The organism is Achromobacter sp. 1L-A-4-B-C2, assembly GCF_057291955.1.
Genome location: NZ_JBXAWP010000001.1, coordinates 80,219 through 99,888 on the forward strand (window position 1 = coordinate 80,219; position 19,670 = coordinate 99,888).

Annotated in this window: 17 protein-coding genes; 10 read left to right on the forward strand and 7 right to left on the reverse strand. The window is 64.3% G+C overall.

Annotated elements, in window-relative coordinates:
• The first annotated feature begins 61 nt into the window (after positions 1–61).
• The 5 genes from AC0Z35_RS00410 (at position 62) to AC0Z35_RS00430 (ending at position 5,961) form a co-directional block, all read left to right on the forward strand.
• Positions 62–1,399, forward strand: a complete 1,338-nt coding sequence (locus AC0Z35_RS00410; protein ID WP_120156685.1) for an extracellular solute-binding protein — start codon at positions 62–64, stop codon at positions 1,397–1,399.
• Between the two features lie 127 nt (positions 1,400–1,526).
• Positions 1,527–3,239, forward strand: coding sequence for an ABC transporter permease (locus AC0Z35_RS00415; protein WP_485131610.1), 1,713 nt, complete (start codon positions 1,527–1,529; stop codon positions 3,237–3,239).
• Positions 3,236–4,321, forward strand: coding sequence for an ABC transporter ATP-binding protein (locus AC0Z35_RS00420; protein ID WP_104144540.1), 1,086 nt, complete (start codon positions 3,236–3,238; stop codon positions 4,319–4,321). The genes AC0Z35_RS00415 and AC0Z35_RS00420 overlap by 4 nt, the downstream gene beginning before the upstream one ends.
• 10 nt (positions 4,322–4,331) lie before the next feature.
• Positions 4,332–5,240, forward strand: a complete 909-nt coding sequence (locus AC0Z35_RS00425; protein WP_219990859.1) for a LysR family transcriptional regulator — start codon at positions 4,332–4,334, stop codon at positions 5,238–5,240.
• A gap of 76 nt (positions 5,241–5,316) precedes the next feature.
• Positions 5,317–5,961 (forward strand): histidine phosphatase family protein, encoded by a 645-nt coding sequence (locus AC0Z35_RS00430; protein WP_485131609.1) that lies wholly within the window; start codon positions 5,317–5,319, stop codon positions 5,959–5,961.
• Between the two features lie 51 nt (positions 5,962–6,012).
• On the opposite strand, the gene AC0Z35_RS00435 is transcribed toward AC0Z35_RS00430, so the two are convergent.
• The 3 genes from AC0Z35_RS00435 to carA all read right to left on the reverse strand — a co-directional run bounded on the left by AC0Z35_RS00435 (position 6,013) and on the right by carA (position 11,293).
• Positions 6,013–6,777: an SDR family oxidoreductase gene (locus AC0Z35_RS00435; protein WP_485131608.1), complete on the reverse strand. Its 765-nt coding sequence runs from the start codon at positions 6,775–6,777 to the stop codon at positions 6,013–6,015.
• 105 nt (positions 6,778–6,882) lie between these two features.
• Positions 6,883–10,128 (reverse strand): carbamoyl-phosphate synthase large subunit, encoded by a 3,246-nt coding sequence (gene carB, locus AC0Z35_RS00440; RefSeq protein WP_046806901.1) that lies wholly within the window; start codon positions 10,126–10,128, stop codon positions 6,883–6,885.
• Between the two features lie 10 nt (positions 10,129–10,138).
• On the reverse strand, positions 10,139–11,293 hold the full coding sequence (carA, locus tag AC0Z35_RS00445; RefSeq protein WP_046806902.1) for a glutamine-hydrolyzing carbamoyl-phosphate synthase small subunit: 1,155 nt from the start codon (positions 11,291–11,293) through the stop codon (positions 10,139–10,141).
• 212 nt (positions 11,294–11,505) lie between these two features.
• Here carA and tal point away from each other — a divergent pair, with 212 nt between their 5' ends.
• A complete protein-coding gene (gene tal / locus AC0Z35_RS00450) occupies positions 11,506–12,459 on the forward strand; it encodes a transaldolase (RefSeq protein ID WP_485131607.1) in 954 nt (317 codons plus the stop codon).
• An 88-nt stretch (positions 12,460–12,547) separates the two neighbouring features.
• Here the strand turns inward: tal and AC0Z35_RS00455 are convergent, their stop codons facing one another.
• A complete protein-coding gene (locus AC0Z35_RS00455; protein ID WP_485131606.1) occupies positions 12,548–13,075 on the reverse strand; it encodes a carboxymuconolactone decarboxylase family protein in 528 nt (175 codons plus the stop codon).
• A gap of 99 nt (positions 13,076–13,174) precedes the next feature.
• Between AC0Z35_RS00455 and AC0Z35_RS00460 the strand changes: the two genes are divergently transcribed.
• The 4 genes from AC0Z35_RS00460 to AC0Z35_RS00475 are packed head-to-tail and all read left to right on the forward strand — an operon-like array spanning position 13,175 to position 16,998.
• Positions 13,175–15,367, forward strand: a complete 2,193-nt coding sequence (locus AC0Z35_RS00460; RefSeq protein WP_485131605.1) for an ATP-binding protein — start codon at positions 13,175–13,177, stop codon at positions 15,365–15,367.
• A gap of 24 nt (positions 15,368–15,391) precedes the next feature.
• On the forward strand, positions 15,392–15,745 hold the full coding sequence (locus AC0Z35_RS00465; RefSeq protein WP_223264912.1) for a response regulator: 354 nt from the start codon (positions 15,392–15,394) through the stop codon (positions 15,743–15,745).
• A 25-nt stretch (positions 15,746–15,770) separates the two neighbouring features.
• Positions 15,771–16,412 carry a hypothetical protein gene (locus tag AC0Z35_RS00470; protein ID WP_485131604.1) on the forward strand — a complete coding sequence of 214 codons (642 nt, stop codon included), beginning with the start codon at positions 15,771–15,773 and terminating at the stop codon, positions 16,410–16,412.
• A gap of 10 nt (positions 16,413–16,422) precedes the next feature.
• Positions 16,423–16,998, forward strand: coding sequence for a biliverdin-producing heme oxygenase (locus AC0Z35_RS00475; RefSeq protein ID WP_046806907.1), 576 nt, complete (start codon positions 16,423–16,425; stop codon positions 16,996–16,998).
• 31 nt (positions 16,999–17,029) lie between these two features.
• Here AC0Z35_RS00475 and AC0Z35_RS00480 read toward each other — a convergent pair whose 3' ends face one another.
• Genes AC0Z35_RS00480 through AC0Z35_RS00490 form a run of 3 tightly spaced genes read right to left on the reverse strand, consistent with a single transcriptional unit; the run spans position 17,030 to position 19,670 of the window.
• The gene (locus AC0Z35_RS00480) at positions 17,030–17,824 is read right to left on the reverse strand and encodes an ABC transporter permease (protein ID WP_006222859.1); all 795 of its coding nucleotides are present in this window, start codon (positions 17,822–17,824) and stop codon (positions 17,030–17,032) included.
• A 3-nt stretch (positions 17,825–17,827) separates the two neighbouring features.
• Positions 17,828–18,637, reverse strand: coding sequence for an ABC transporter ATP-binding protein (locus AC0Z35_RS00485; protein ID WP_104144548.1), 810 nt, complete (start codon positions 18,635–18,637; stop codon positions 17,828–17,830).
• On the reverse strand, positions 18,630–19,670 hold the full coding sequence (locus AC0Z35_RS00490; protein WP_046806909.1) for an ABC transporter substrate-binding protein: 1,041 nt from the start codon (positions 19,668–19,670) through the stop codon (positions 18,630–18,632). Before AC0Z35_RS00490 ends, AC0Z35_RS00485 begins: the two co-directional genes overlap by 8 nt.

Consider the following 19,670-nt stretch of genomic DNA (forward strand, 5'->3'; position numbering starts at 1 on the left):
TGGACGCGTTGCAGACCAGACATTACTGTCTCCAGACAAATTAAAACTACGGAGACAAACCATGCACGCAATGCGCACCGCCCTTGCAGGCGCCCTTGCAGGCGCCCTGCTGGCCGTCTGCTCGGCACCTGCCCTGGCCGGCACCGTCACGGTGATCACGTCGTTCCCGAAGGACCTGACGCAGGCCTACAAGACCGCGTTTGAAAAGGCCAACCCCGGCATCACGCTGGAAATCCTGAACAAGAACACCGTGTCGGGCATTGCCTATGTGCGCGAAACGCCCGCAGGCCAACGCCCCGAAGTGTTCTGGGCCAGCGCGCCCGACGCCTTCGAAGTGCTGGGCCGCGACAAGCTGCTCGCCAAATCGTCCGACGTGGCGAACAAAGACGTGCCGGACAAGGTGGGCAACTATCCCATCAACGATCCGTCGGGCATGTACCTGGGCCAGGCGCTGGCCGGCTACGGCATCGTCTACAACACGCGCTATATCGCGGCGCACAAGATTCCCGCGCCCGTGGAGTGGAAGGATTTGCTGTCGCCCAAGTGGTTTGGCCACGTGGGCATCACGTCGCCGTCGCGCTCGGGCACCATGCATTTGACCGTGGAGACCATCCTGCAAGGCGAAGGCTGGGATGACGGCTGGAACACCCTGCTGCGCATGTCCGGCAACAGCAGCGCGGTGACAGAACGGTCATTCGGCGTGCCCGACGGCGTGAACAACGGCCAGTTCGGCGCCGGCCCGGTCATCGACTTCTTTGGCCTGTCCAGCAAGTATTCGAAGTTCCCCGTGGAATTCGTCTATCCGTCCGAGACCGCGATCGTGCCGGCCAACATCGCCTTGATCGACGGCGCGAAAAATACCGAGGAAGGCAAGAAGTTCATCGCCTTCACGTTAAGCCAGGCCGGCCAGGAGCTGCTGCTGGAACCGAAGATCTCGCGTCTTCCGGTGCTGCCGTATTCCGCGCTTGCCGGCAAGATCCCGCCCGGCTATCCAGACCCGGCGGACATTGCCAAGCGCAGCAAGGTGCAATTTAACGCCGACCTGTCCCAGACGCGCTATTACGTCGTGCAATCGCTGTATGACCAAACCGTCACTTTCCGCTTGAAGGAATTGCAGGCCGCCACCAAGGCGATCTACGACGCCGAGGCCAAGCTGGGCGACAAGGCCAAGTCGGGCAAGGCGGCCGAGCTGCTGGCCCAGGCGCGCAAGCTTGCCTGGGCACCGCTGGTCGATGGCAAGAAGGCCGCCGACCCGGCCTTCCTGGCGATCTTCGCGGGCAATAAGAAAGACGCCGCGGTCAACCAGCAGATCACGCAACTGGAAGGCGAGTGGAACGGCAAGTCCAAGGCCAACTACGAAGAAGCCGTGAAGCTGGCCAAGCAGGCTGCCGCGCTGTAAGCCGCCTCTGGCTAACCGCCCGTGGCTGACCGCCCGTAGCTAACCGCCCGTGGCTAACCGCCCGTAGCAAACCGCACCGGTCACACGGCCGGTGCGCCGTCCCCTGGCAACGATTTCGGGAATCTCGATGAATTCTTCGGGCCACTCACGCCTGCCCGCCGGCCCCGTATTGACGGCGCTGCTGGTATTCGGCTTTCTGCTGCTTTTTCTTGTCGTGCCCGTGGGCACGGTCTTCTACAGCGCCTTCGTGAACGCCGACGGCAGTTTCACGATGGGCCACTTCGGCGCCTTCTTCAATCAGCCGCTAATGCAGGAAGCGTTCTTCAACAGCCTGTACGTGGCGGGCTGGTCGGCGCTGCTGGCCTCGCTGATCGCGGTGCCACTGGCGTACTTCACGGTGCGCTTCGATTTTCGCGGTGCGCTGATCATCCAGACGCTGGGCGTGCTGCCGCTGATCATGCCGCCGTTTGTGGGCGCCGTCGCGATGCAGCTGATCTTCGGGCGGTCGGGCAGCGTCAACCTGCTGCTGAACGACTGGTTCGGGTTCACGATCCCGTTCATGGAAGGCTTGAACGGCGTCATCTTCGTTGAAGCGCTGCACTACTTTCCGTTCATCCTGATGAACCTGGTGGTGGCGTTGCGCAACATCGACGGCGCCATGGAAGAAGCCGCATTCAACCTGGGCTCGCGCGGGTTTCGCCTGTTCCGCCGCGTGATTTTCCCGCTGGCCCTGCCCGGCTACGTGGCCGGCGCGTCGCTGGTGTTCGTCAAGGTGTTCGACGACCTGGGCACCCCGCTGGTGCTGGGCACCACCAACATGCTGGCGCCGCAAGCGTACCTGCGCATTACGCAGGTGGGGCTGGAAGATCCGCTGGGCTATGTGATCAGCGTCATCATGATCGCGTTTTCGATTCTGGCGCTGTGGCTGTCGGCGCGCGTGCTGAAGGGGCGCGATTATTCCACCCTGCAAAAGGGCGGCAACTCCATCCAGAAGCGCAAGCTGGGGCCAATGGAAAGCGTGCTGGCCTATGGGTGGATCATCCTGGTGCTGCTGCTGGTGCTGTCGCCGCACATGGGCGTGCTGCTGCTGTCGCTGGCCAGCGTCTGGAGCTTCGCCCCGCTGCCGGATGGCTACACGCTGGCGCATTACTCGGCGGTGTTCTCGGAATCGCAGGGCATGATCGCCAACACCTTGCTCTATTGCGGTCTGGCGGCCGGGGTGGACGTCATTCTTGGCACCGCCATCGCCTACCTGATGCTGCGCACGCGGTTGCCGGCGCGGCAGTGGCTGGACTTGATGGCGTCGGCCGCGCTGGCGATACCGGGCATCGTGCTGGCAATCGGTTTCCTGCGCACGTTTCGCGGCATCGAGCTGCCGGGTACCGGCACGTTGCTGACCTCGTCGTGGATCATCATCATGATCGCGTATTCGGTCAGGCGCCTGCCCTACGCGCTGCGCTCGTGCGTGGCCTCGTTGCAGCAGATCAACGTGTCGCTGGAGGAAGCCGCGCAATCGCTGGGCGCCACCCGCATGAGCACGATCCGCCGTGTCGTCGTGCCCTTGATGGCGGGCGGCATGCTGGCCGGCTTCGTGACCAGCTTCGTGACGGCGGCGGTGGAATTGTCGGCCACCATCATGCTGGTCACCAAGGACAGCCAGGCGCCCATGAGCTACGGCATCTATCTGTATATGCAAAGCGCGGCGGGCCGGGGGCCCGGCGCCGCGCTGGGCGTGCTGGCGGTGACCGCGGTGGCCATCGGCACGTATGTATCGCACCTGCTGGTAGAGCGCGCGCAGTCGCGCCAGCGTCCGGCACGCACTGAAGGGGAATCCGCATGAAGAAGGTCAGCGTAGAGTGCCGCAACATCCGCCTGTCCTATGGCAAGACGGAAGTGCTGAAAGACGTGAACATCCACATCGAGCCGGGCGAGTTCTTTGCGCTGCTGGGCCCGTCCGGCTCGGGCAAGTCGACGCTGCTGCGCTTGATCGCGGGCTTCAATCGCCATAGCGCCGGCCAGTTGCTGGTGGACGGCAAGGACATCACCGGCACCCCGCCCTGGGATCGCAACATCGGCATGGTGTTCCAGAACTACGCGTTGTGGCCGCACATGACGGTCTGGGACAACGTGGCTTTCGGGCTGGTCGAACGCAAGTTGCCGCGTGCCGAGATTCGCGCCAAGGTCGAAGCCGCGCTGGAACTGGTGGGCCTGTCGCAGTATGGCAAGCGCCGGCCCAACCAGCTGTCCGGCGGGCAGCAGCAGCGCGTGGCGCTGGCACGCACCATCGTCATTGAACCGCAGGTGCTGCTGCTGGACGAGCCGCTGTCCAATCTGGACAAGAAGCTGCGCGTGCAGATGCGCCAGGACCTGTTGAGCCTGCAACGGCGCCTGGGCATCACCACCATCTTCGTCACGCACGACCAGGAAGAAGCCATGACCACGGCCGACCGCATGGCGGTGCTGGACCACGGCGTGGTGCAGCAGATCGGCGCGCCCAGCACGCTGTTCGACTATCCGACGAACCGCTTCGTGGCCAACTTCGTGGGCACGATGAATGTGCTGGAAGGCGATGTGCGTGAACGCACCAGCGGCAGCGTAGTGCTGGCCGTGCCTGGCGTGGGCGACCTGCACCTGCCTTTGACGGCCGAAGCCCCCGCCGCCAGCCGCCTGGCCGCCAGCTTCCGGCCGCACACCGTACAGATCGAAATGGCGGACGGCCTGGGCGACGCGCGCTATGTGTGGCTGCCCGGCATTGTGGAAAGCAGCGAATTCCTGGGCGAGTTCACGCGCTACCAGGTGCTGATCGGTGAACAACGCCTGACGGCGGATCAGTCGCACCTGGCCGGGCTGTCGCCGTTTCCTATCGGCGCGCCGGTATCCATCGGACTGGAACCCACCCAGATACGGCTGTTGGCGGCCTAAACTTGCCGCCATGGAAATCTATCAGATCCGCGCCTTCGTCACGGTTGCCCGCCTGGGCAACCTGACGAAGGCGGCCGAAGCGCTGTCTCTGACGCAGCCCGCCGTGACCGCGCAGATCAAGGCGCTGGAACAGAGCCTGGGCGTAGCCTTGTTCGACCGCAGCGGCGGGCGGCTGGCGCTGGCCAAGGCGGGCGAGGTGCTGCTGCCCACGGCGGAATCGCTGCTGGTGCTGGGCGCGCAATTCAAGTCCGAGGCGCAACAACTGCAAGGCAGCCTGCATGGCGTTGTGGAGCTTGGCGTACCCAGCGAAAAACCGGATTTCCTGCGCCTGGGCGAGCTGGCCTCGGCCGTGACGCAGCGCCTGCCGCTGGTAGAACTGAAGACGCAGACACTGCCCACCGCCACCTTGGCCGAACAAGTCAGCACCGGGCGGCTGCCGGCGGCGCTGACCATCGCGGCCAATCCCCCGCGTGGCGTATTGTGGCTGCCGCTGCGCAGCGTGCGCTATCGCATCGCGCTGCCCCACGACCATGCCGCGGTGCTAAAGCGCGGCGGCTGGCGCGAAGTGGCGCAGTTGCCGTGGCTGGACGGCCCGTCGGGCAGCCACACGCATCTGTTGCTGCGCGACATGTTTGAACGCCACGGCCTGTCGCCTCGCGTCGTCATGCAAAACGATGACCAGGCCAACCTGGAAGCGCTGGTGCGCGCCGGCGCGGGCTGCGCGCTGTTGCGCGAAGAGACCGCGCTGGCGGGCGCCGCCTCCCATGATTTCATCGTGTGGGGCCAGGCTCGCGCCGACGCCATGCTAGGCTTCATCCTGCCTTATGAGCGCGCTAGCGAGCCCGCGCTCGTCGCGTTAAGCTCGATCATTCATGCCATCTGGAAGCCCCGCGCGGTTATCGCGCCGGCCCAACTTTAGTGCCCAAGCTTTAGTGCCCAAGCTTTGATTCCCACGCTTTACCCTTCTCCCTGCCTTATTCCCCACTACGACCGTAATGACTGAAATCTGGTTCATCCGCCATGGCGAAACCGACTGGAACCGCCAGCGCCGCCTGCAAGGCTGGAAAGACATTCCCTTGAACGAATTCGGCGTCAACCAGGCCAGCCTGCTTGCCGCGCGCCTGCGCGACGAGGCCCGCCACACACCCATCCACGCCATCTACAGCAGCGACCTGCAACGGGCCCACGCCACGGCGGTGCCGGTATCCGAACAACTGGGCTTGCGCGTGCGGGTAGAGCCCGGCATCCGCGAGCGCGGCTTCGGCGTGCTGGAAGGGCTGGACCACGAACACATCGACGTGCAGGCGCCCGAAGCCGCCGCCGCTTGGAAAAGCCGCGACCCCTTGCGACCCCTGGATGGCGGAGAAACTCTGGGCCAGTTCCAGTCGCGCGTCATTTCCACCGTGGACGACATCGCTAGCCGCCACGACGGCGAGCGCATCCTGATGTTCACGCACGGCGGCGTGCTGGACATCATCTGGCGCCATGCCTCGGGCGTGCCGCTCAATGGCGCGCGCGATGCCGCGCTGCTGAACGTCAGCATCAACCGCGTCGGCGTACAGGGGCGTAAATGGGAAGTGCTGGACTGGGGCGACGTGGGTCACGTGACCGATGAGGTCGGCGACGACGTGGTGCCGTAACACGGCACCGCGTTCACGGGCGGCAGGTTCATCTTGCCGCCCGTTCGCGCATCACCCCGCTTTGCGCGGCTTGCGTGGCGCGTCACGCGCCAACTTGTCGTACACCGCGTTGGGCAACAGGCGCATCAGCTTGGCCACCACGCCCATCTGCCACGGGATCACCGTGTAAGACGTGCCACGCGTAATGGCCGCCTGCGCGCGTTGCGCAAAGGCGTCCGCCTCCATCAGGAAAGGCATCGAATACGGGTTCTTCGCCGTCATGGCGGTCTTGATGTAGCCCGGCGCAATGGTCACCACGCGGATGCCATCGCCCGCCAGCTCCAGCCGCAGGCTTTCGCAGTAGGTCACCACCGCGGATTTAGAGGCGCTGTAGGCGCCAGCCCCCGGCAGTCCACGCACGCCCGCCACGCTGGCAATGCCCACCAAACGGCCCGATCCGGCGGCGCGCATGGCGCCGACAAAGGGCTCGAAGGTGGCCACGGTGGCCAGCAAGTTGGTGTCGACAATGGCTTTGAAGACGTCATAGTCCTCACCGTGCTCGGTCAACGTGCCGGCACTGATGCCCGCGCTGGCGATGACGATATCCACCCTGCCCTGGCAGAACGCAATGAAATCGGCCGCCGCTGCATGCAGCGCGGCACGGTCGCGCACGTCAACCGCATAGCAACGATGGCTGCCCGGCAAGCTGTCGGCCAATTCACGCAGCGCGTCTTCGCGCCGGCCCAGGAGACCCAGCGTGGCGCCCGATGCGGCGTACTGCTGCGCCAGGGCGCGTCCCAGGCCACTGCTGGCGCCGGTGATGAAGACTCTGTTCATGGAATCGTCTTAAGCGAATAGGAATGCAGGGATGGAAAAAGGGCGGCCCTGATCAAGGGCCGCCCCGGCATCCTACCTCAAGCCCGCGGGCTTGGCGCTGTCGCGTCAGCCTTGGCCGCTAAGCGATGCGTGCAAGTCCTGCAACGGATACACCTGCAAGCCCAGGCCCTGGCGCAGATACTGCATGCCTTCAACCGCGGCGCGGGCGCCGGCGATGGTGGTGAAGAAGGTGACGCGAGCGGCCAGCGATTGCGTACGGATCGTGCGCGAATCGACGATCGCGTTGCGACGTTCTTCAACCGTGTTGATGACCAGCGCGATTTCGCCGTTCTTGACCATGTCCACGATGTGCGGACGGCCTTCGGTGACCTTGTTGACCACTTGCACCGGAATGCCCGCGGTTTCAATTTCGGCCGCCGTGCCGCGCGTGGCGACCAGCTTGAAGCCCAGGGCATGCAGGCCACGCGCCACTTCCACGGCGCGGGGCTTGTCCTGATTCTTCACGCTGATGAACACCGTGCCGGATTCCGGCAGGCGCACGCCAGCAGCCAATTGCGACTTCACGAAGGCTTCGCCAAAGCTCATGCCCACGCCCATCACTTCGCCCGTCGACTTCATTTCCGGACCCAGGATGGTGTCCACGCCCGGGAACTTCACGAACGGGAACACGGCTTCCTTGACCGAGAAGTAAGGCGGCACGACTTCCTTGGTGATGCCTTGCTTGGCCAGCGTCTGGCCGGCCATGGCGCGCGCGGCGATCTTGGCCAGCTGCAGGCCAGTGGCCTTGGACACGTAGGGCACGGTGCGCGATGCACGCGGGTTCACTTCCAGCACGTAGACGTCGCCGCCCTGGATGGCGAACTGCACGTTCATCAGGCCGCTGACGTTCAAGGCCTTGGCCATCATCGTCGTCTGGCGCTTGATCTCGGCGATGACTTCCGCCGACAGCGAGTAAGGCGGCAGGCTGCAAGCCGAGTCGCCCGAGTGCACGCCGGCCTGCTCGATGTGTTCCATGACGCCGCCGATGAACACGGTTTCGCCGTCGGCCAGGCAGTCCACGTCGACTTCGGTGGCGTTGTTCAGGAAGCGGTCCAGCAGCACGGGCGAGTCATTGCTGACCTTAACGGCCTCGCGCATGTAGCGCTCGAGGTCTTGCTGTTCGTGCACGATTTCCATGGCGCGACCACCCAGCACATAGCTGGGACGCACGACCAGCGGGTAGCCGATCTCGGTGGCGTGAGCCAGGGCCTCGCCTTCCGTGCGCGCGGTGCGGTTGGGCGGCTGACGCAGGCCCAGCTTGTTCAGCAGCTTCTGGAAGCGTTCGCGATCTTCAGCAACGTCGATGGATTCCGGGCTGGTGCCGATGATCGGCACGCCGTTGGCTTCCAGGGCGCGCGCCAGCTTCAACGGCGTCTGGCCGCCGTACTGGACGATCATGCCGACCGGGTTTTCCTTGTGGACGATTTCCAGCACGTCTTCCAAGGTCAGCGGTTCGAAGTACAGGCGATCGGACGTGTCGTAGTCGGTGGACACGGTTTCCGGGTTGCAGTTGACCATGATGGTCTCGTACCCGTCTTCACGCAGCGCCAGCGCGGCGTGCACGCAGCAGTAGTCGAACTCGATGCCTTGGCCGATACGGTTCGGGCCACCGCCCAGCACGATGATCTTCTTGCGATCGGTGGGCGCGGATTCGCACTCTTCTTCGTACGTGGAATACATGTACGCGGTGCGGGTGGCGAATTCGGCGGCGCAGGTGTCCACGCGCTTGTAGACCGGGCGCACGTTCAACTGGTGACGCAGCTTGCGCACTTCGGATTCAGCGGAATCCAGCAGGAACGCCAGGCGGCGGTCGGAGAAACCGCGGCGCTTCAGTTCCCACAGGGTGGCGTAGTCCAGGTCGGCCAGCGTCTTTTGTTCCAGCGCCAGTTCGATGTCGACGATTTCCTTGATCTGCGACAGGAACCACGGGTCGATGTGCGTGATGTTGTGCACTTCGTCCAGCGTGAAGCCTTGCGCAAAGGCATCGCCCACGTACCAGATGCGTTCCGGACCGGGCTCGCCCAGTTCGACTTGCAGCTTTTCGCGGTCGGTGGTTTTCTGGTTCAGGCCGTCCACGCCCACTTCCAGACCACGCAGCGCCTTCTGGAACGATTCCTGGAAAGTGCGGCCGATGGCCATGACTTCACCCACGGACTTCATCTGGGTGGTCAGGCGCGCGTCGGCGGTGGGGAATTTTTCGAAGGCAAAACGCGGCACCTTGGTGACGACGTAGTCGATCGACGGTTCGAAGGAGGCGGGCGTGGCGCCGCCGGTGATTTCGTTCTTGAGCTCGTCCAGCGTGTAACCCACGGCCAGGCGCGCGGCAACCTTGGCGATGGGAAAGCCGGTGGCCTTGGATGCCAGCGCCGAAGAACGCGACACGCGCGGGTTCATCTCGATGACGATCATGCGGCCGTTCTTCGGGTTGACGGCAAACTGCACGTTCGAGCCGCCCGTGTCCACGCCGATCTCGCGCAATACCGCGATCGATGCATTACGCATGATCTGGTATTCCTTGTCGGTCAGCGTCTGGGCCGGCGCCACGGTGATCGAGTCACCGGTGTGCACGCCCATCGGATCCAGGTTTTCGATCGAGCAGACGATGATGCAGTTGTCCGCCTTGTCGCGGACCACTTCCATCTCGAATTCCTTCCAGCCCAGCAAGGATTCTTCGATCAGCAGCTCGTTGGTCGGCGACGCTTCCAGGCCGCGACGGCAGATCGTTTCGAATTCTTCGGCGTTGTAGGCGATACCACCGCCCGAACCGCCCATGGTGAAGCTGGGGCGGATCACGGCGGGGAAGCCGGACGTGCCCACTTCCGCGGCGATGCGGCGTTGCACTTCCCAGGCTTCGTCCATGCTGTGGGCCACGCCCGACTTGGCCGATTCCAGGCCGATGTCGGTCATGGCCTGCTTGAACTTCTGGCGGTCTTCGGCCTTTTCGATGGCGTGTTCGTTCGCGCCGATCAGTTCCACGTTGTACTTCTTGAGCACGCCGTGGTGGGCCAGGTCCAGCGCGCAGTTCAGCGCGGTCTGACCGCCCATGGTCGGCAGCAAGGCATCGGGCTTTTCACGCTCGATGATCTTTTCAACGGCTTGCCAGGTGATGGGCTCGATGTAGGTGACGTCGGCCGTTTCCGGGTCCGTCATGATCGTGGCGGGGTTGCTGTTCACCAGGATGGTGCGATAACCCTCGGCCTTGAGCGCCTTGCACGCCTGTGCGCCGGAATAGTCGAATTCGCAGGCCTGCCCGATGATGATGGGGCCGGCGCCGATGATGAGTATGCTTTTTAGGTCTGTACGCTTGGGCATGATGCAATCTTTACTTTTGGCCGGACATCAGGGCGATGAACTTGTCGAACAGTTCAAGGATGTCGTGCGGACCCGGGCTGGCTTCGGGGTGACCCTGGAAGCAGAAGGCCGGGCGGTCGGTGAGCTCGAAGCCCTGCAACGTGCCGTCGAACAGCGACACGTGCGTGACGCGCGCATTGGCCGGCAGGCTGGCCGCATCGACCGCGAAGCCGTGGTTCTGGCTGGTGATGAACACGCGCTTGGACTGGAGGTCTTGCACGGGGTGGTTCGCGCCGTGGTGGCCCGTCTTCATCTTGAGCGTCTTGCCGCCCACGGCCAGGCCCATGATCTGATGGCCCAGGCAGATGCCGAAGACCGGCAGCTTCTTGTCCAGGAACACGCGCGTGGCGTCGATGGCGTAGTCGCAGGGCTCGGGGTCGCCGGGGCCGTTGGACAGGAACACGCCGTCAGGATTGAGCTTCAGGACGTCTTCGGCGCTGGTTTGCGCCGGCACCACGGTCAGGCGGCAGCCACGATCCGCCAGCAGGCGCAGGATGTTGGTCTTGATGCCGTAGTCGTAGGCAACGACGTGGAACTTGGACTGGTCGGGCTTTGCGAAACCTTCGCCCAGTTGCCACGTGCCTTCGGTCCATTCCGTCGTGGATTTTTGCGACACGTCCTTGGCCAGATCCTGGCCAGCCATGCCGGCAAAGCCCTTGGCCATTTCAACGGCGCGTTCGGCGTCGGTGCCCACGAAGATGCAGCCGCCTTGGGCGCCTTTTTCTCGCAGGATGCGGGTGAGCTTGCGGGTGTCGATGCCGGAAATGGCGACGATGCCCTGCGCGGCCAGATAGTCGGGCAGGGATTGCGTGGAACGGAAGTTCGACACGCGGGCGGGACAGTCGCGGACCACGAGTCCGGCGGCATAGACGCGATTGGCTTCCACGTCTTCGGCGTTGACGCCGGTGTTGCCAATGTGCGGATAGGTCAGCGTAACGATCTGACCGCTATAGCTGGGATCGGTGAGAATTTCCTGGTACCCGGTCATCGCGGTGTTGAACACCACTTCGGCAACGGTAGCCCCAGGCGCACCGATCGACACGCCTCGAAAAATGGTACCGTCCGCCAGAGCCAGAATTGCAGGAGGGAAGCGGTTGATCCCCTCGGGAAAAAGTTGCGGCAGCACAGTAAACCCCGGTTTTAGAATCGATAATCAAACCTTCGGATTATACCTTGACCGGGCCGATTCCCCGGCGAACCGCGCCAAATAAGGCCAGGATGGCGATTCCCCCCCTTCCCCCGGCTTCCCTCTCCCACTCCTGGCTGACGGCCGGACGCCCACGGCAGTGATACGCTAAGGAACCTTCAACCTTAGCCGTCGTGAGCCGTTACTTGTCCATGTCCAGCCAACTTGACGCCCTGCGCAATCACACCACCGTTGTCGCCGACACCGGAGATTTCGAAGCGATGAAGGCGTTGCGTCCCACAGACGCCACCACCAACCCGTCCCTTATTTTGAAAGCCGTACAGCAAGAGGCCTATCGCCCCCTGCTGGAACAGACGGTGCGCGATCACCAGGGCGCCTCGGCGCCCGAGCTGGTCGACCGCCTCTTGGTCGCCTTTGGCCGCGCCATTTTGAACATCGTGCCGGGCCGCGTGTCGACCGAGGTCGATGCCCGCCTGTCGTTCGACACCCGCGCCACCATCGAGCGGGCGCGCGGCCTGATTGCCCTGTATGAAGCCGCCGGCGTGCCGCGCGAGCGCGTGCTGATCAAGATAGCCTCCACCTGGGAAGGCATCCAGGCCGCCCGCGCCCTGCAAGCCGAAGGCGTGCGCTGCAATCTGACGCTGCTGTTTTCGCTGCCCCAGGCCGTTGCCTGCGCCGATGCGCGCGTGCAGCTGATCTCGCCCTTTGTCGGCCGGATCTATGACTGGCACAAGAAGGCCGCCGGCGCCGCGTGGGTCGAGGCCGACAACGCCGGGCCGCAAGATCCCGGCGTGCTGTCGGTGACGCGCATATACCGGTATTACAAACAGCACGACATTTCTACCGAAATCATGGGCGCCAGCTTCCGAAACGTGGGCCAGATCCTGGCGCTGTCGGGGTGCGACTTGCTTACCATCAGCCCGGACCTGCTCAACCAGTTGGCCGGCACGCAAGGCGATGCACCGGCGCAATTGCGCGCCGACGACACGGGCCCGTCAATTGACCGTATCGGCGCGGACGAGGTCAGCTTCCGCACGCTGCTCAATGAGGACGCGATGGCCAGCGAAAAACTGTCCGAAGGCATCCGCCTGTTTGTCGCCGACGCCGTAAAGCTGGATGCACTGATCGACGCACAGCGTCGCTGACCCTCCGGCATTGCGCAAAAAAAGTCGCGTGCCCACGGTTTGGGCACGCGACTTGCTGACATACCTGTTGGCCTGCTGGATGGTGGCCTTAGCGGTGATCGTCCGAATGCACCTGCAACGCTTCCAAAAAGCGCGACACCATGTTGTACGCCGCGACGGTTGCGGTCAGTTCGACAATGAGCTTTTCCGAGCCCATGGCGGCGCGGGCGGCTTCAAACACCGGCTGCGGCACCTGCACGTGGCGCGTCATGGCGTCGGTGTAGGCCAACACGGCTTTTTGACGTGGGTCGAACAGCGTTGAGTTTTCCCAATCGCCCAGCGCATCCAGCTGGGCCTGCGGCACGCCTTCACGAAGCGCGATCGGCGCGTGCTGATCGGCCTCGTAAGGCGCGCCGTTAAGCGCGGCAACGCGCATGATGACCAGTTCGCGCAGGTCTCCGGGCAAGCTGCTCAGTTGCCGGATGGAAGTCAAATAGTTCAGCCAGCCTCCGGCCACTGCGGGGCTGTGCAGCAGCATTTGGTACAGATGAAGCACGCTGCCGCGCTCTGCAACGATGCGCTCCACCAGGGGACGTGCGTCGGGATGAGACAGATCGGCGTAGGCAAGACGGGCCATGGAAGCTCCAGATAGGTGACAGGGCTGCAAATGCATACATTCATACAATATATTTGACATAATGACAGCTCATTGCGCGTCCCAGGTACCCCACCCACAATGAATGCGCCGACCCATTCCCCTACGCCAGTCACGCTCGCCAATTGCGATAGCGAACCCATTCATATTCCGGGCGCTATTCAGCCATTGGGCGCGTTGTTGGCGTTCGACTCGGATGGCATTTTGCAGTTTGCCAGCGAGAACGCCCCCACCGTGCTGGGCGCGCCGCTGACGCTGGGCCAGTGCTGCCCAGCGGGCACGCTGCCCCCCAGCCTGGCGCATTGCCTGATGGCGTGGCTGGACGATCCCGAACCCATCTTCGATCCCCTGACGCTGTCCCTGAACGGCGCCATGTTCGATGTCATCGGCCATCGCAACAGCAATGGGCTGACTATCGTGGAGTTGGAACTGCGCGTTTCAACGGACGCGGATATGGCGGACCCGGCGCGCATCTACCGCAGCATTGAACGCGTCCGGCGCCAACGCGATATCGCCGGGCTGCTGGAGTGCGCCGTGCGCGAAGTGCGCCGCGCAACCGGCTTTGACCGGGTGATGGCATACCGTTTTCATCCGGACGACAGCGGCGAGATCGTGGCCGAAGAGCGCCACGAATCGCTGGAAGACTGGGTGGGTCGGCGCTACCCCGCCGGTGACATCCCCGCGCAGGCTCGCCGCCTGTACACCGTGAATACGCTGCGCCAGATCGCGGACGCCCGGTATGCGCCCGTGCGCGTCCGGGGCGCACCGTCCGCCAGCGCCACGCCGCTGGACATGAGCTTTTCGGCGCTGCGCAGCGTGTCGCCGATTCACCTGGAATACATGGCGAACATGGGCGTGCAGGCCTCGATGAGCCTGTCGCTGGTGATCGAGGGCAAGCTGTGGGGCATGATTGCGTGCCACCACCATGCGCCGCGCCCGATCCCCTACCCCGCCCGGCTCGCTTGCGAAGCCATGGCGCAGGTGCTGTCCGCCGCGGTGGCCAACATCGAAGGCGCCGAACGCGCGGCGCAAGCGCGCCGCAACGCCGCGCTGGTCAGTGAAATAACGGAACGGGTGTCGGCGTCCGAAAACCTGCACCTGGCCTTGTCCAGCGGCCCGGACACGCCCGCCTCGCTGATTCCCAACGACGCCGCGCTGTGCCTGTGGGGCAACAGCGTCACCGTGTTCGGCGGCATTGCCCCGCGCGGTGAATTGGCCGGCATCCTGTGCGCGCTGGACCAAAGCGGACAGCGGGTGGTGCACACCGACAACATCGCGCGCGACTACCCCGAATTGCAAACCGATCTGGTGCCGTACGCCGGCCTGTTGGCGTGCAAATTCGACCCCATGAACAACGGCTGGCTGATCTGGCTGCGCAAAGAACAGGTTGAAACCCTGGTGTGGGGCGGCAAGCCCGAAAAGCAATACGCCGTGGGCAGCCAGGGGCCGCGCCTGACGCCGCGCGGCTCGTTCGAGGCCTGGCGCGAAGTGGTGCGCAATACCTGCACATCGTGGCTGCCGGGCGAACTGGAAGCCGCCGACAACCTGCGCGACGAACTCTCTCACATCGCAACCAGCCGCGCCGCTGACGTAGACCGGGCCCGCACCGCGCTGCTGGCCATGCTGGGCCACGATCTGCGCGACCCCCTGCAATCGATTTCGATGGCGGCCACGCTGCTGTCCAAAACGGATTCGGGCGCGCGCATGGGCGAGCGCATCCGATATTCCAGCGGCCGCATGCAACGCCTGATTTCGCAAGTGCTGGATTTGTCGCGCCTACAGGGCGGCATGGGGCTGGGCATCGAAAAAGGCCTGTGCAACCTCAGCGACCTGGTCAATGGCTTGATCGAGGAAAAGCGCCAGGCCTACCCCGGCTTGCGCATCGAGCCGGACGTGCAACCCGGACTGGCGCTGATGGCGGACACCGACCGCATCGCCCAGGTCGTGACCAACCTGATGAGCAACGCGCGCCAGCATGGCGCGCCCCGCCAGCCCATCCAGGTGCGCGCGCGGCAAGACGGCGACCACATAGAATTGCAAGTCACCAACCATGGCGCGCCGATTGCACCGGAAGTGCTGGCGCACCTGTTTTCGCCGTTCAAACCCGAGTCGCTGGGCCATTCGCGCAACCGCAATGGCTTGGGACTGGGCCTGTACATCGCCGAGCAGGTGGTGCGCGGCCATGACGGCGACATCTCGGTGCAGTGCCGGGAAGGCCTGGTCATTTTTACGGTAAGACTGCCGCGCGAATCCCGCGCCGCAGCCACCCCCTGAAGTATGGAGAACCTTTTGAACGAAGTGCGCGCAGTTCGCGTCCTGCTGGTTGACGACAATGAAATGGGCTCGGAGTTGCTTGCCGAATTCCTGGCGCTTTCCGGCGTGGAAACACGCTGCGCCCCCACAGGCGAAGCCGCTTTGGAAATGGTCGACAGCTTCCGGCCCGAGGCCGTGTTGGTGGACATACTGCTGCCCGACATGGACGGCTATGAACTGGCAACGCGGCTGCGCGCGCGCACCGAATCTCCTCGCATCTACGCGTTAAGCGGCCTGGCTCGCCACGAGCGCCGCGACGAAGACGGCATGTTCAACGGCTGGATCGAAAAGCCCGCGGACCCCGACGCGCTGCTGGCCATCCTGCGGCAAGCGCACTGAGGCCGCCATGTCGACGGCCAATCCCATGAATGCCCTGGTAGCCCAGGGCGTGCGGTTCAAAGTGCTGGCGCAGGTATTTCCCGTGCTGCGCCATGAAGTTGTCGGCCCCTTGTCCAACGCCACGTTGGCCGCCGCGATGCTGCGCCAAAGCCCGGAAGGCGCCGACGCCGATACCTTGCAGCAACGATGCCACCGCCTGGCCGGCGACCTGACCGGCATGCTGGAAGACAGCGTCACCATCGTGCGCGAGCTGGATCAGTGGCTGCTCGATAGCGGCGCAACCACGTCCACGCAGACGCTATTGCGCGAGTGCCGCAAGCTGATGTTCTCGCATCTGCTGCTGTCGCGACACAGCATCGTGTGGCCGGAAGACGTGGCGGATTTGCAGGTGCCGCAATTCACGTCGCGGTACCTGTTGCTGGCCTGGCTGTTGAGCCTGCTGTCCACGTTGCCGGCGGATGCCGCGCTGACGCTGGATTGTTCGCGGGCCGACGTGTGGCACGCGCATTTCCCGGCGCTGCCCGATACCGCCAAGGCGCCTGCCGACGCCCCCGTCGCCTTCCCGCCCGAAGACATTGAACTGCTGGCGGCGGCATCAGGCTGGCGGCTGCGACGGCAGGCGCAATGCTGGTCGCTGCACCTGCCCGTAACGCCTGCCCCAGCATGAGCGACCGCCTATGATTTCCCCGGTACACCAAGTGCTGCGCGACGGCACGCGCGACAGGCATGAAACGCTGGATCAAGGGCTGGCCCTGACCAGCGGCGACCTGGACCGCGACGGGTATCTGAACTATCTGCGCGCCTTGCTGGGGTGGCTGGAACCGCTGGAGCGCCGCCTGTGGCAGCTGGATTGGCCTGACAGTTTGCAAGCGCACGCCCGTGCCGGAAAAAGCGATTGGATACGTGCGGACCTGGCGGCGGCCGGCGACGCCGCGCCCGTGGCGCACTGCCCCGACGCGCCCCGCGTAAACGCTGCCGATGCCTACGCGCTGGGTGTGGCCTATGTGGTGGAAGGATCACAGCTGGGCGGACGCTTTCTGGCCAAACAGCTGGCAGATATCAGCCCTGCCCTTCCACTGCGCTATCTGCGCGGTTATGGCGAAAACCTGGGCCCAATGTGGAAGAACTTTCTGCATTATCTGGACAGCGAGGCCGGCGCCCAGGGGCGCGAAGCCCGCGCATTGCAAGGCGCGCGCGACGCCTTCGACAGCCTGACGGTCTGGCTGCACAGCCGGCAAGCGCTGCGAACCTGAATCTGTCAGGTGCGCAGCGCCGGCTGACCGACTACAGTTTTTCGGTTTCGCCCGACTTGGGTTGCCACTTCATCAAGCGCTTTTCACCGATGCCCACGATGTAGTCCAGCACCAGCGCAAACGCCGTCAGCACCACTATGCCCGCGAACACGGTGTTCACGTCGAACGTGCCCTCGGCTTGCAGGATCAGGTACCCGACGCCGCTTGCCGACCCCAGATATTCACCCACCACCGCGCCCACGAAGGCCAGGCCCACCGACGTATGCAGGCTGGAGAACACCCAGCTGGTGGCAGACGGCAGGTAGACGTGACGCAGCAGCTGACGCTTGCGCGCGCCCAGCATGCGAGCGTTGTCCAGCAAAGTGGGGCTGACTTCGCGCACGCCCTGGTAGACGTTGAAGAACACGATGAAGAACACCAGCGTGACCGCCAGCGCCACCTTGGACCAGATGCCCAGCCCGAACCACATGCCGAAGATCGGCGCCAGGATGACGCGCGGCATCGAGTTGGCCGCCTTGATGTAGGGGTCAAGGATGGCGCTGGCGCGTGGCGACAGCCCCAGCCACAAACCAAAGCCCAGGCCCGCGATGGTGCCGATGAAAAACGCCAGCACGGTTTCGGTCAACGTCACCCACAAGTGGGTGTAGATGTCGGCGTTGGTGACGAACCAGGCCCAGATGCGGCCCCAGACTTTCAGCGGTTCGCCAAAGAAGAACGCCACCTTGGAATCGCGCGACGCAAAATGCCAGACGCCCAGGATGACGACCAGCAGCAACAGTTGCCAGAAGCGCAGGCTGGCGGAACCGGATTTGAATGACTTCGACATACCTCAGGCTCGCTTCTGTTGGGCATAGCCCTTGAGCACTTCTTCGCGCAGCACGGCCCAGATAGCCGAATGCAGTTCAACGAAGCGCGGATGGGCGCGGACCTCTGCCACGTCGCGCGGACGCGGCAGGTCTATGGCGAATTCCCCAATCGGGTGCGTGCCCGGGCCGGCAGACAACACGATCACGCGGTCGCTCATGGCAATGGCTTCGTCCAGGTCGTGCGTGATGAACAGCACGGCCTTGCGCTTGGCCATCCACAAATCCAGGACCTCGTTTTCCATCAACTGGCGCGTCTGGATATCCAGCGCCGAGAACGGCTCGTCCATGAGGATGATGTCGGGGTCGCGGATCAGCGTCTGGGCCAGCATGGCGCGCTTGCGCATGCCGCCCGACATCTGGTGCGGATAGCGGCTTTCAAAGCCGCCCAGGCCCACGCGCCGCATCCATTCGCGGCCGCGTTCCAGCGCTTCGGGGCGCGGCACGCCCGCGAAGTCCAGACCGGCCACCACGTTGTCCAGCGCACTGCGCCAGGGCAAGAGCGCCTCGCCCTGGAACATGTAGCCCGCGCGCGAATTGATGCCCGACAGCGGTTGCCCAAAGACCTTTACCTGCCCGCTGGACGGTGCCAGCAAGCCGGCGCCGACATTAAGCAGGGTGGATTTGCCGCAGCCGGTCGGGCCCACCACCGACACGAACTCGCCCGGCGCGATGGCCAGGGTCGTGTCGCTGACGGCGGTGTAGCGCTGCGACCGGTCGTCGCGCGAAACAAAGGTGCAACTGATATTTTCCAGCGATAGTGCGGCTTCAGCCATTGGCGTACTTCTCGTTGGCGCGGCGCGCGAAATCGTTGGTCCAGACCTTGGACGGATCAATCTTCGAGCCGTCGAAATCCGCTTGGTAGGCGGCCAGCGCCTTGAGCGCGGTGGCGGCGCCGTCCTCGGGGATCATGCCATTGGGCGACAGGCCTTCCAGGCTCTTGGAAATGGCGGCCTTGTACACGGCCGGATCGCCCAGCAGGTAGGTTTCCGGCACGATCTTGGCGATCTCGTCGGGGCCCGCCTTTTGAATCCATTTATCGGCGCGCACCAAGGCGTTGGTCAGCGCCTGGGTGGTGTTGGGGTTGGCGTCGATGAATGCTTGCGGCGCGTACAGGCAGCCGGCGGGCATGTTGCCGCCGAAGATGTCCTGGGTGTCTTTCAACGTGCGCGTGTCGACAATGATCTGGATATCGCCCGGCATTTCCAACATCGACACCACGGGGTCGGTGTTGGAGATGGCGTCGATCTGGCCACTGCGCAGCGCGGTCACCGCGCCGGCGCCGGCGCCCACACCGATGATGGAAACGTCCGATGCCTTCAGCCCGTGCTTGGCCAGGAAGAAGCTGACCACCATGTTGGTGGACGAGCCCGGCGCGGTCACGCCGATCTTCTTGCCCTTGAGGTCGGCCGGGCCCTTGTAGTTGGGCAGGTTTTTCTTGGACACGCCCACGCCGATCATCGGCGCGCGGCCTTGCAGCACGAAGGCGCGATAGGCCTGGCCCTTGGACTGCATCGACAACGTGTGCTCGAACGCACCGGACACGACATCGGCGCTGCCGCCGACCACGGCTTGCAGGGCTTTGGAGCCGCCGGCAAAGTCCGCGATGCTGACGTCCAACCCTTCGTCCTTGAAGTAGCCGCGTGCTTCGGCGATGGACAGCGGAAGATAGTAGATCAGGGGCTTGCCGCCGACGGCGATCTGTACCTTGGTCTTTTCCAGTTTTTGTGCGCGCACGATGGCGGGCGCCAGGCTCATGATGCCGGCGGCGCCGGCGATCTTGAGCAACTCACGGCGAGTAACTGACAT

Excerpts from the sequence above, each read along its gene's own strand:
- AC0Z35_RS00410 (WP_120156685.1), top strand. The coding sequence starts at position 62 with ATGCACGCAATGCGCACCGCCCTTGCAGGCGCCCTTGCAGGCGCCCTG.
- AC0Z35_RS00415 (WP_485131610.1), top strand. The coding sequence starts at position 1,527 with ATGAATTCTTCGGGCCACTCACGCCTGCCCGCCGGCCCCGTATTGACG.
- AC0Z35_RS00420 (WP_104144540.1), top strand. The coding sequence starts at position 3,236 with ATGAAGAAGGTCAGCGTAGAGTGCCGCAACATCCGCCTGTCCTATGGC.
- AC0Z35_RS00425 (WP_219990859.1), top strand. The coding sequence starts at position 4,332 with ATGGAAATCTATCAGATCCGCGCCTTCGTCACGGTTGCCCGCCTGGGC.
- AC0Z35_RS00430 (WP_485131609.1), top strand. The coding sequence starts at position 5,317 with ATGACTGAAATCTGGTTCATCCGCCATGGCGAAACCGACTGGAACCGC.
- AC0Z35_RS00435 (WP_485131608.1), bottom strand. The coding sequence starts at position 6,777 with ATGAACAGAGTCTTCATCACCGGCGCCAGCAGTGGCCTGGGACGCGCC.
- carB (WP_046806901.1), bottom strand. The coding sequence starts at position 10,128 with ATGCCCAAGCGTACAGACCTAAAAAGCATACTCATCATCGGCGCCGGC.
- tal (WP_485131607.1), top strand. The coding sequence starts at position 11,506 with ATGTCCAGCCAACTTGACGCCCTGCGCAATCACACCACCGTTGTCGCC.
- AC0Z35_RS00455 (WP_485131606.1), bottom strand. The coding sequence starts at position 13,075 with ATGGCCCGTCTTGCCTACGCCGATCTGTCTCATCCCGACGCACGTCCC.
- AC0Z35_RS00460 (WP_485131605.1), top strand. The coding sequence starts at position 13,175 with ATGAATGCGCCGACCCATTCCCCTACGCCAGTCACGCTCGCCAATTGC.
- AC0Z35_RS00470 (WP_485131604.1), top strand. The coding sequence starts at position 15,771 with ATGAATGCCCTGGTAGCCCAGGGCGTGCGGTTCAAAGTGCTGGCGCAG.
- AC0Z35_RS00475 (WP_046806907.1), top strand. The coding sequence starts at position 16,423 with ATGATTTCCCCGGTACACCAAGTGCTGCGCGACGGCACGCGCGACAGG.
- AC0Z35_RS00480 (WP_006222859.1), bottom strand. The coding sequence starts at position 17,824 with ATGTCGAAGTCATTCAAATCCGGTTCCGCCAGCCTGCGCTTCTGGCAA.
- AC0Z35_RS00485 (WP_104144548.1), bottom strand. The coding sequence starts at position 18,637 with ATGGCTGAAGCCGCACTATCGCTGGAAAATATCAGTTGCACCTTTGTT.
- AC0Z35_RS00490 (WP_046806909.1), bottom strand. The coding sequence starts at position 19,670 with ATGTCAGTTACTCGCCGTGAGTTGCTCAAGATCGCCGGCGCCGCCGGC.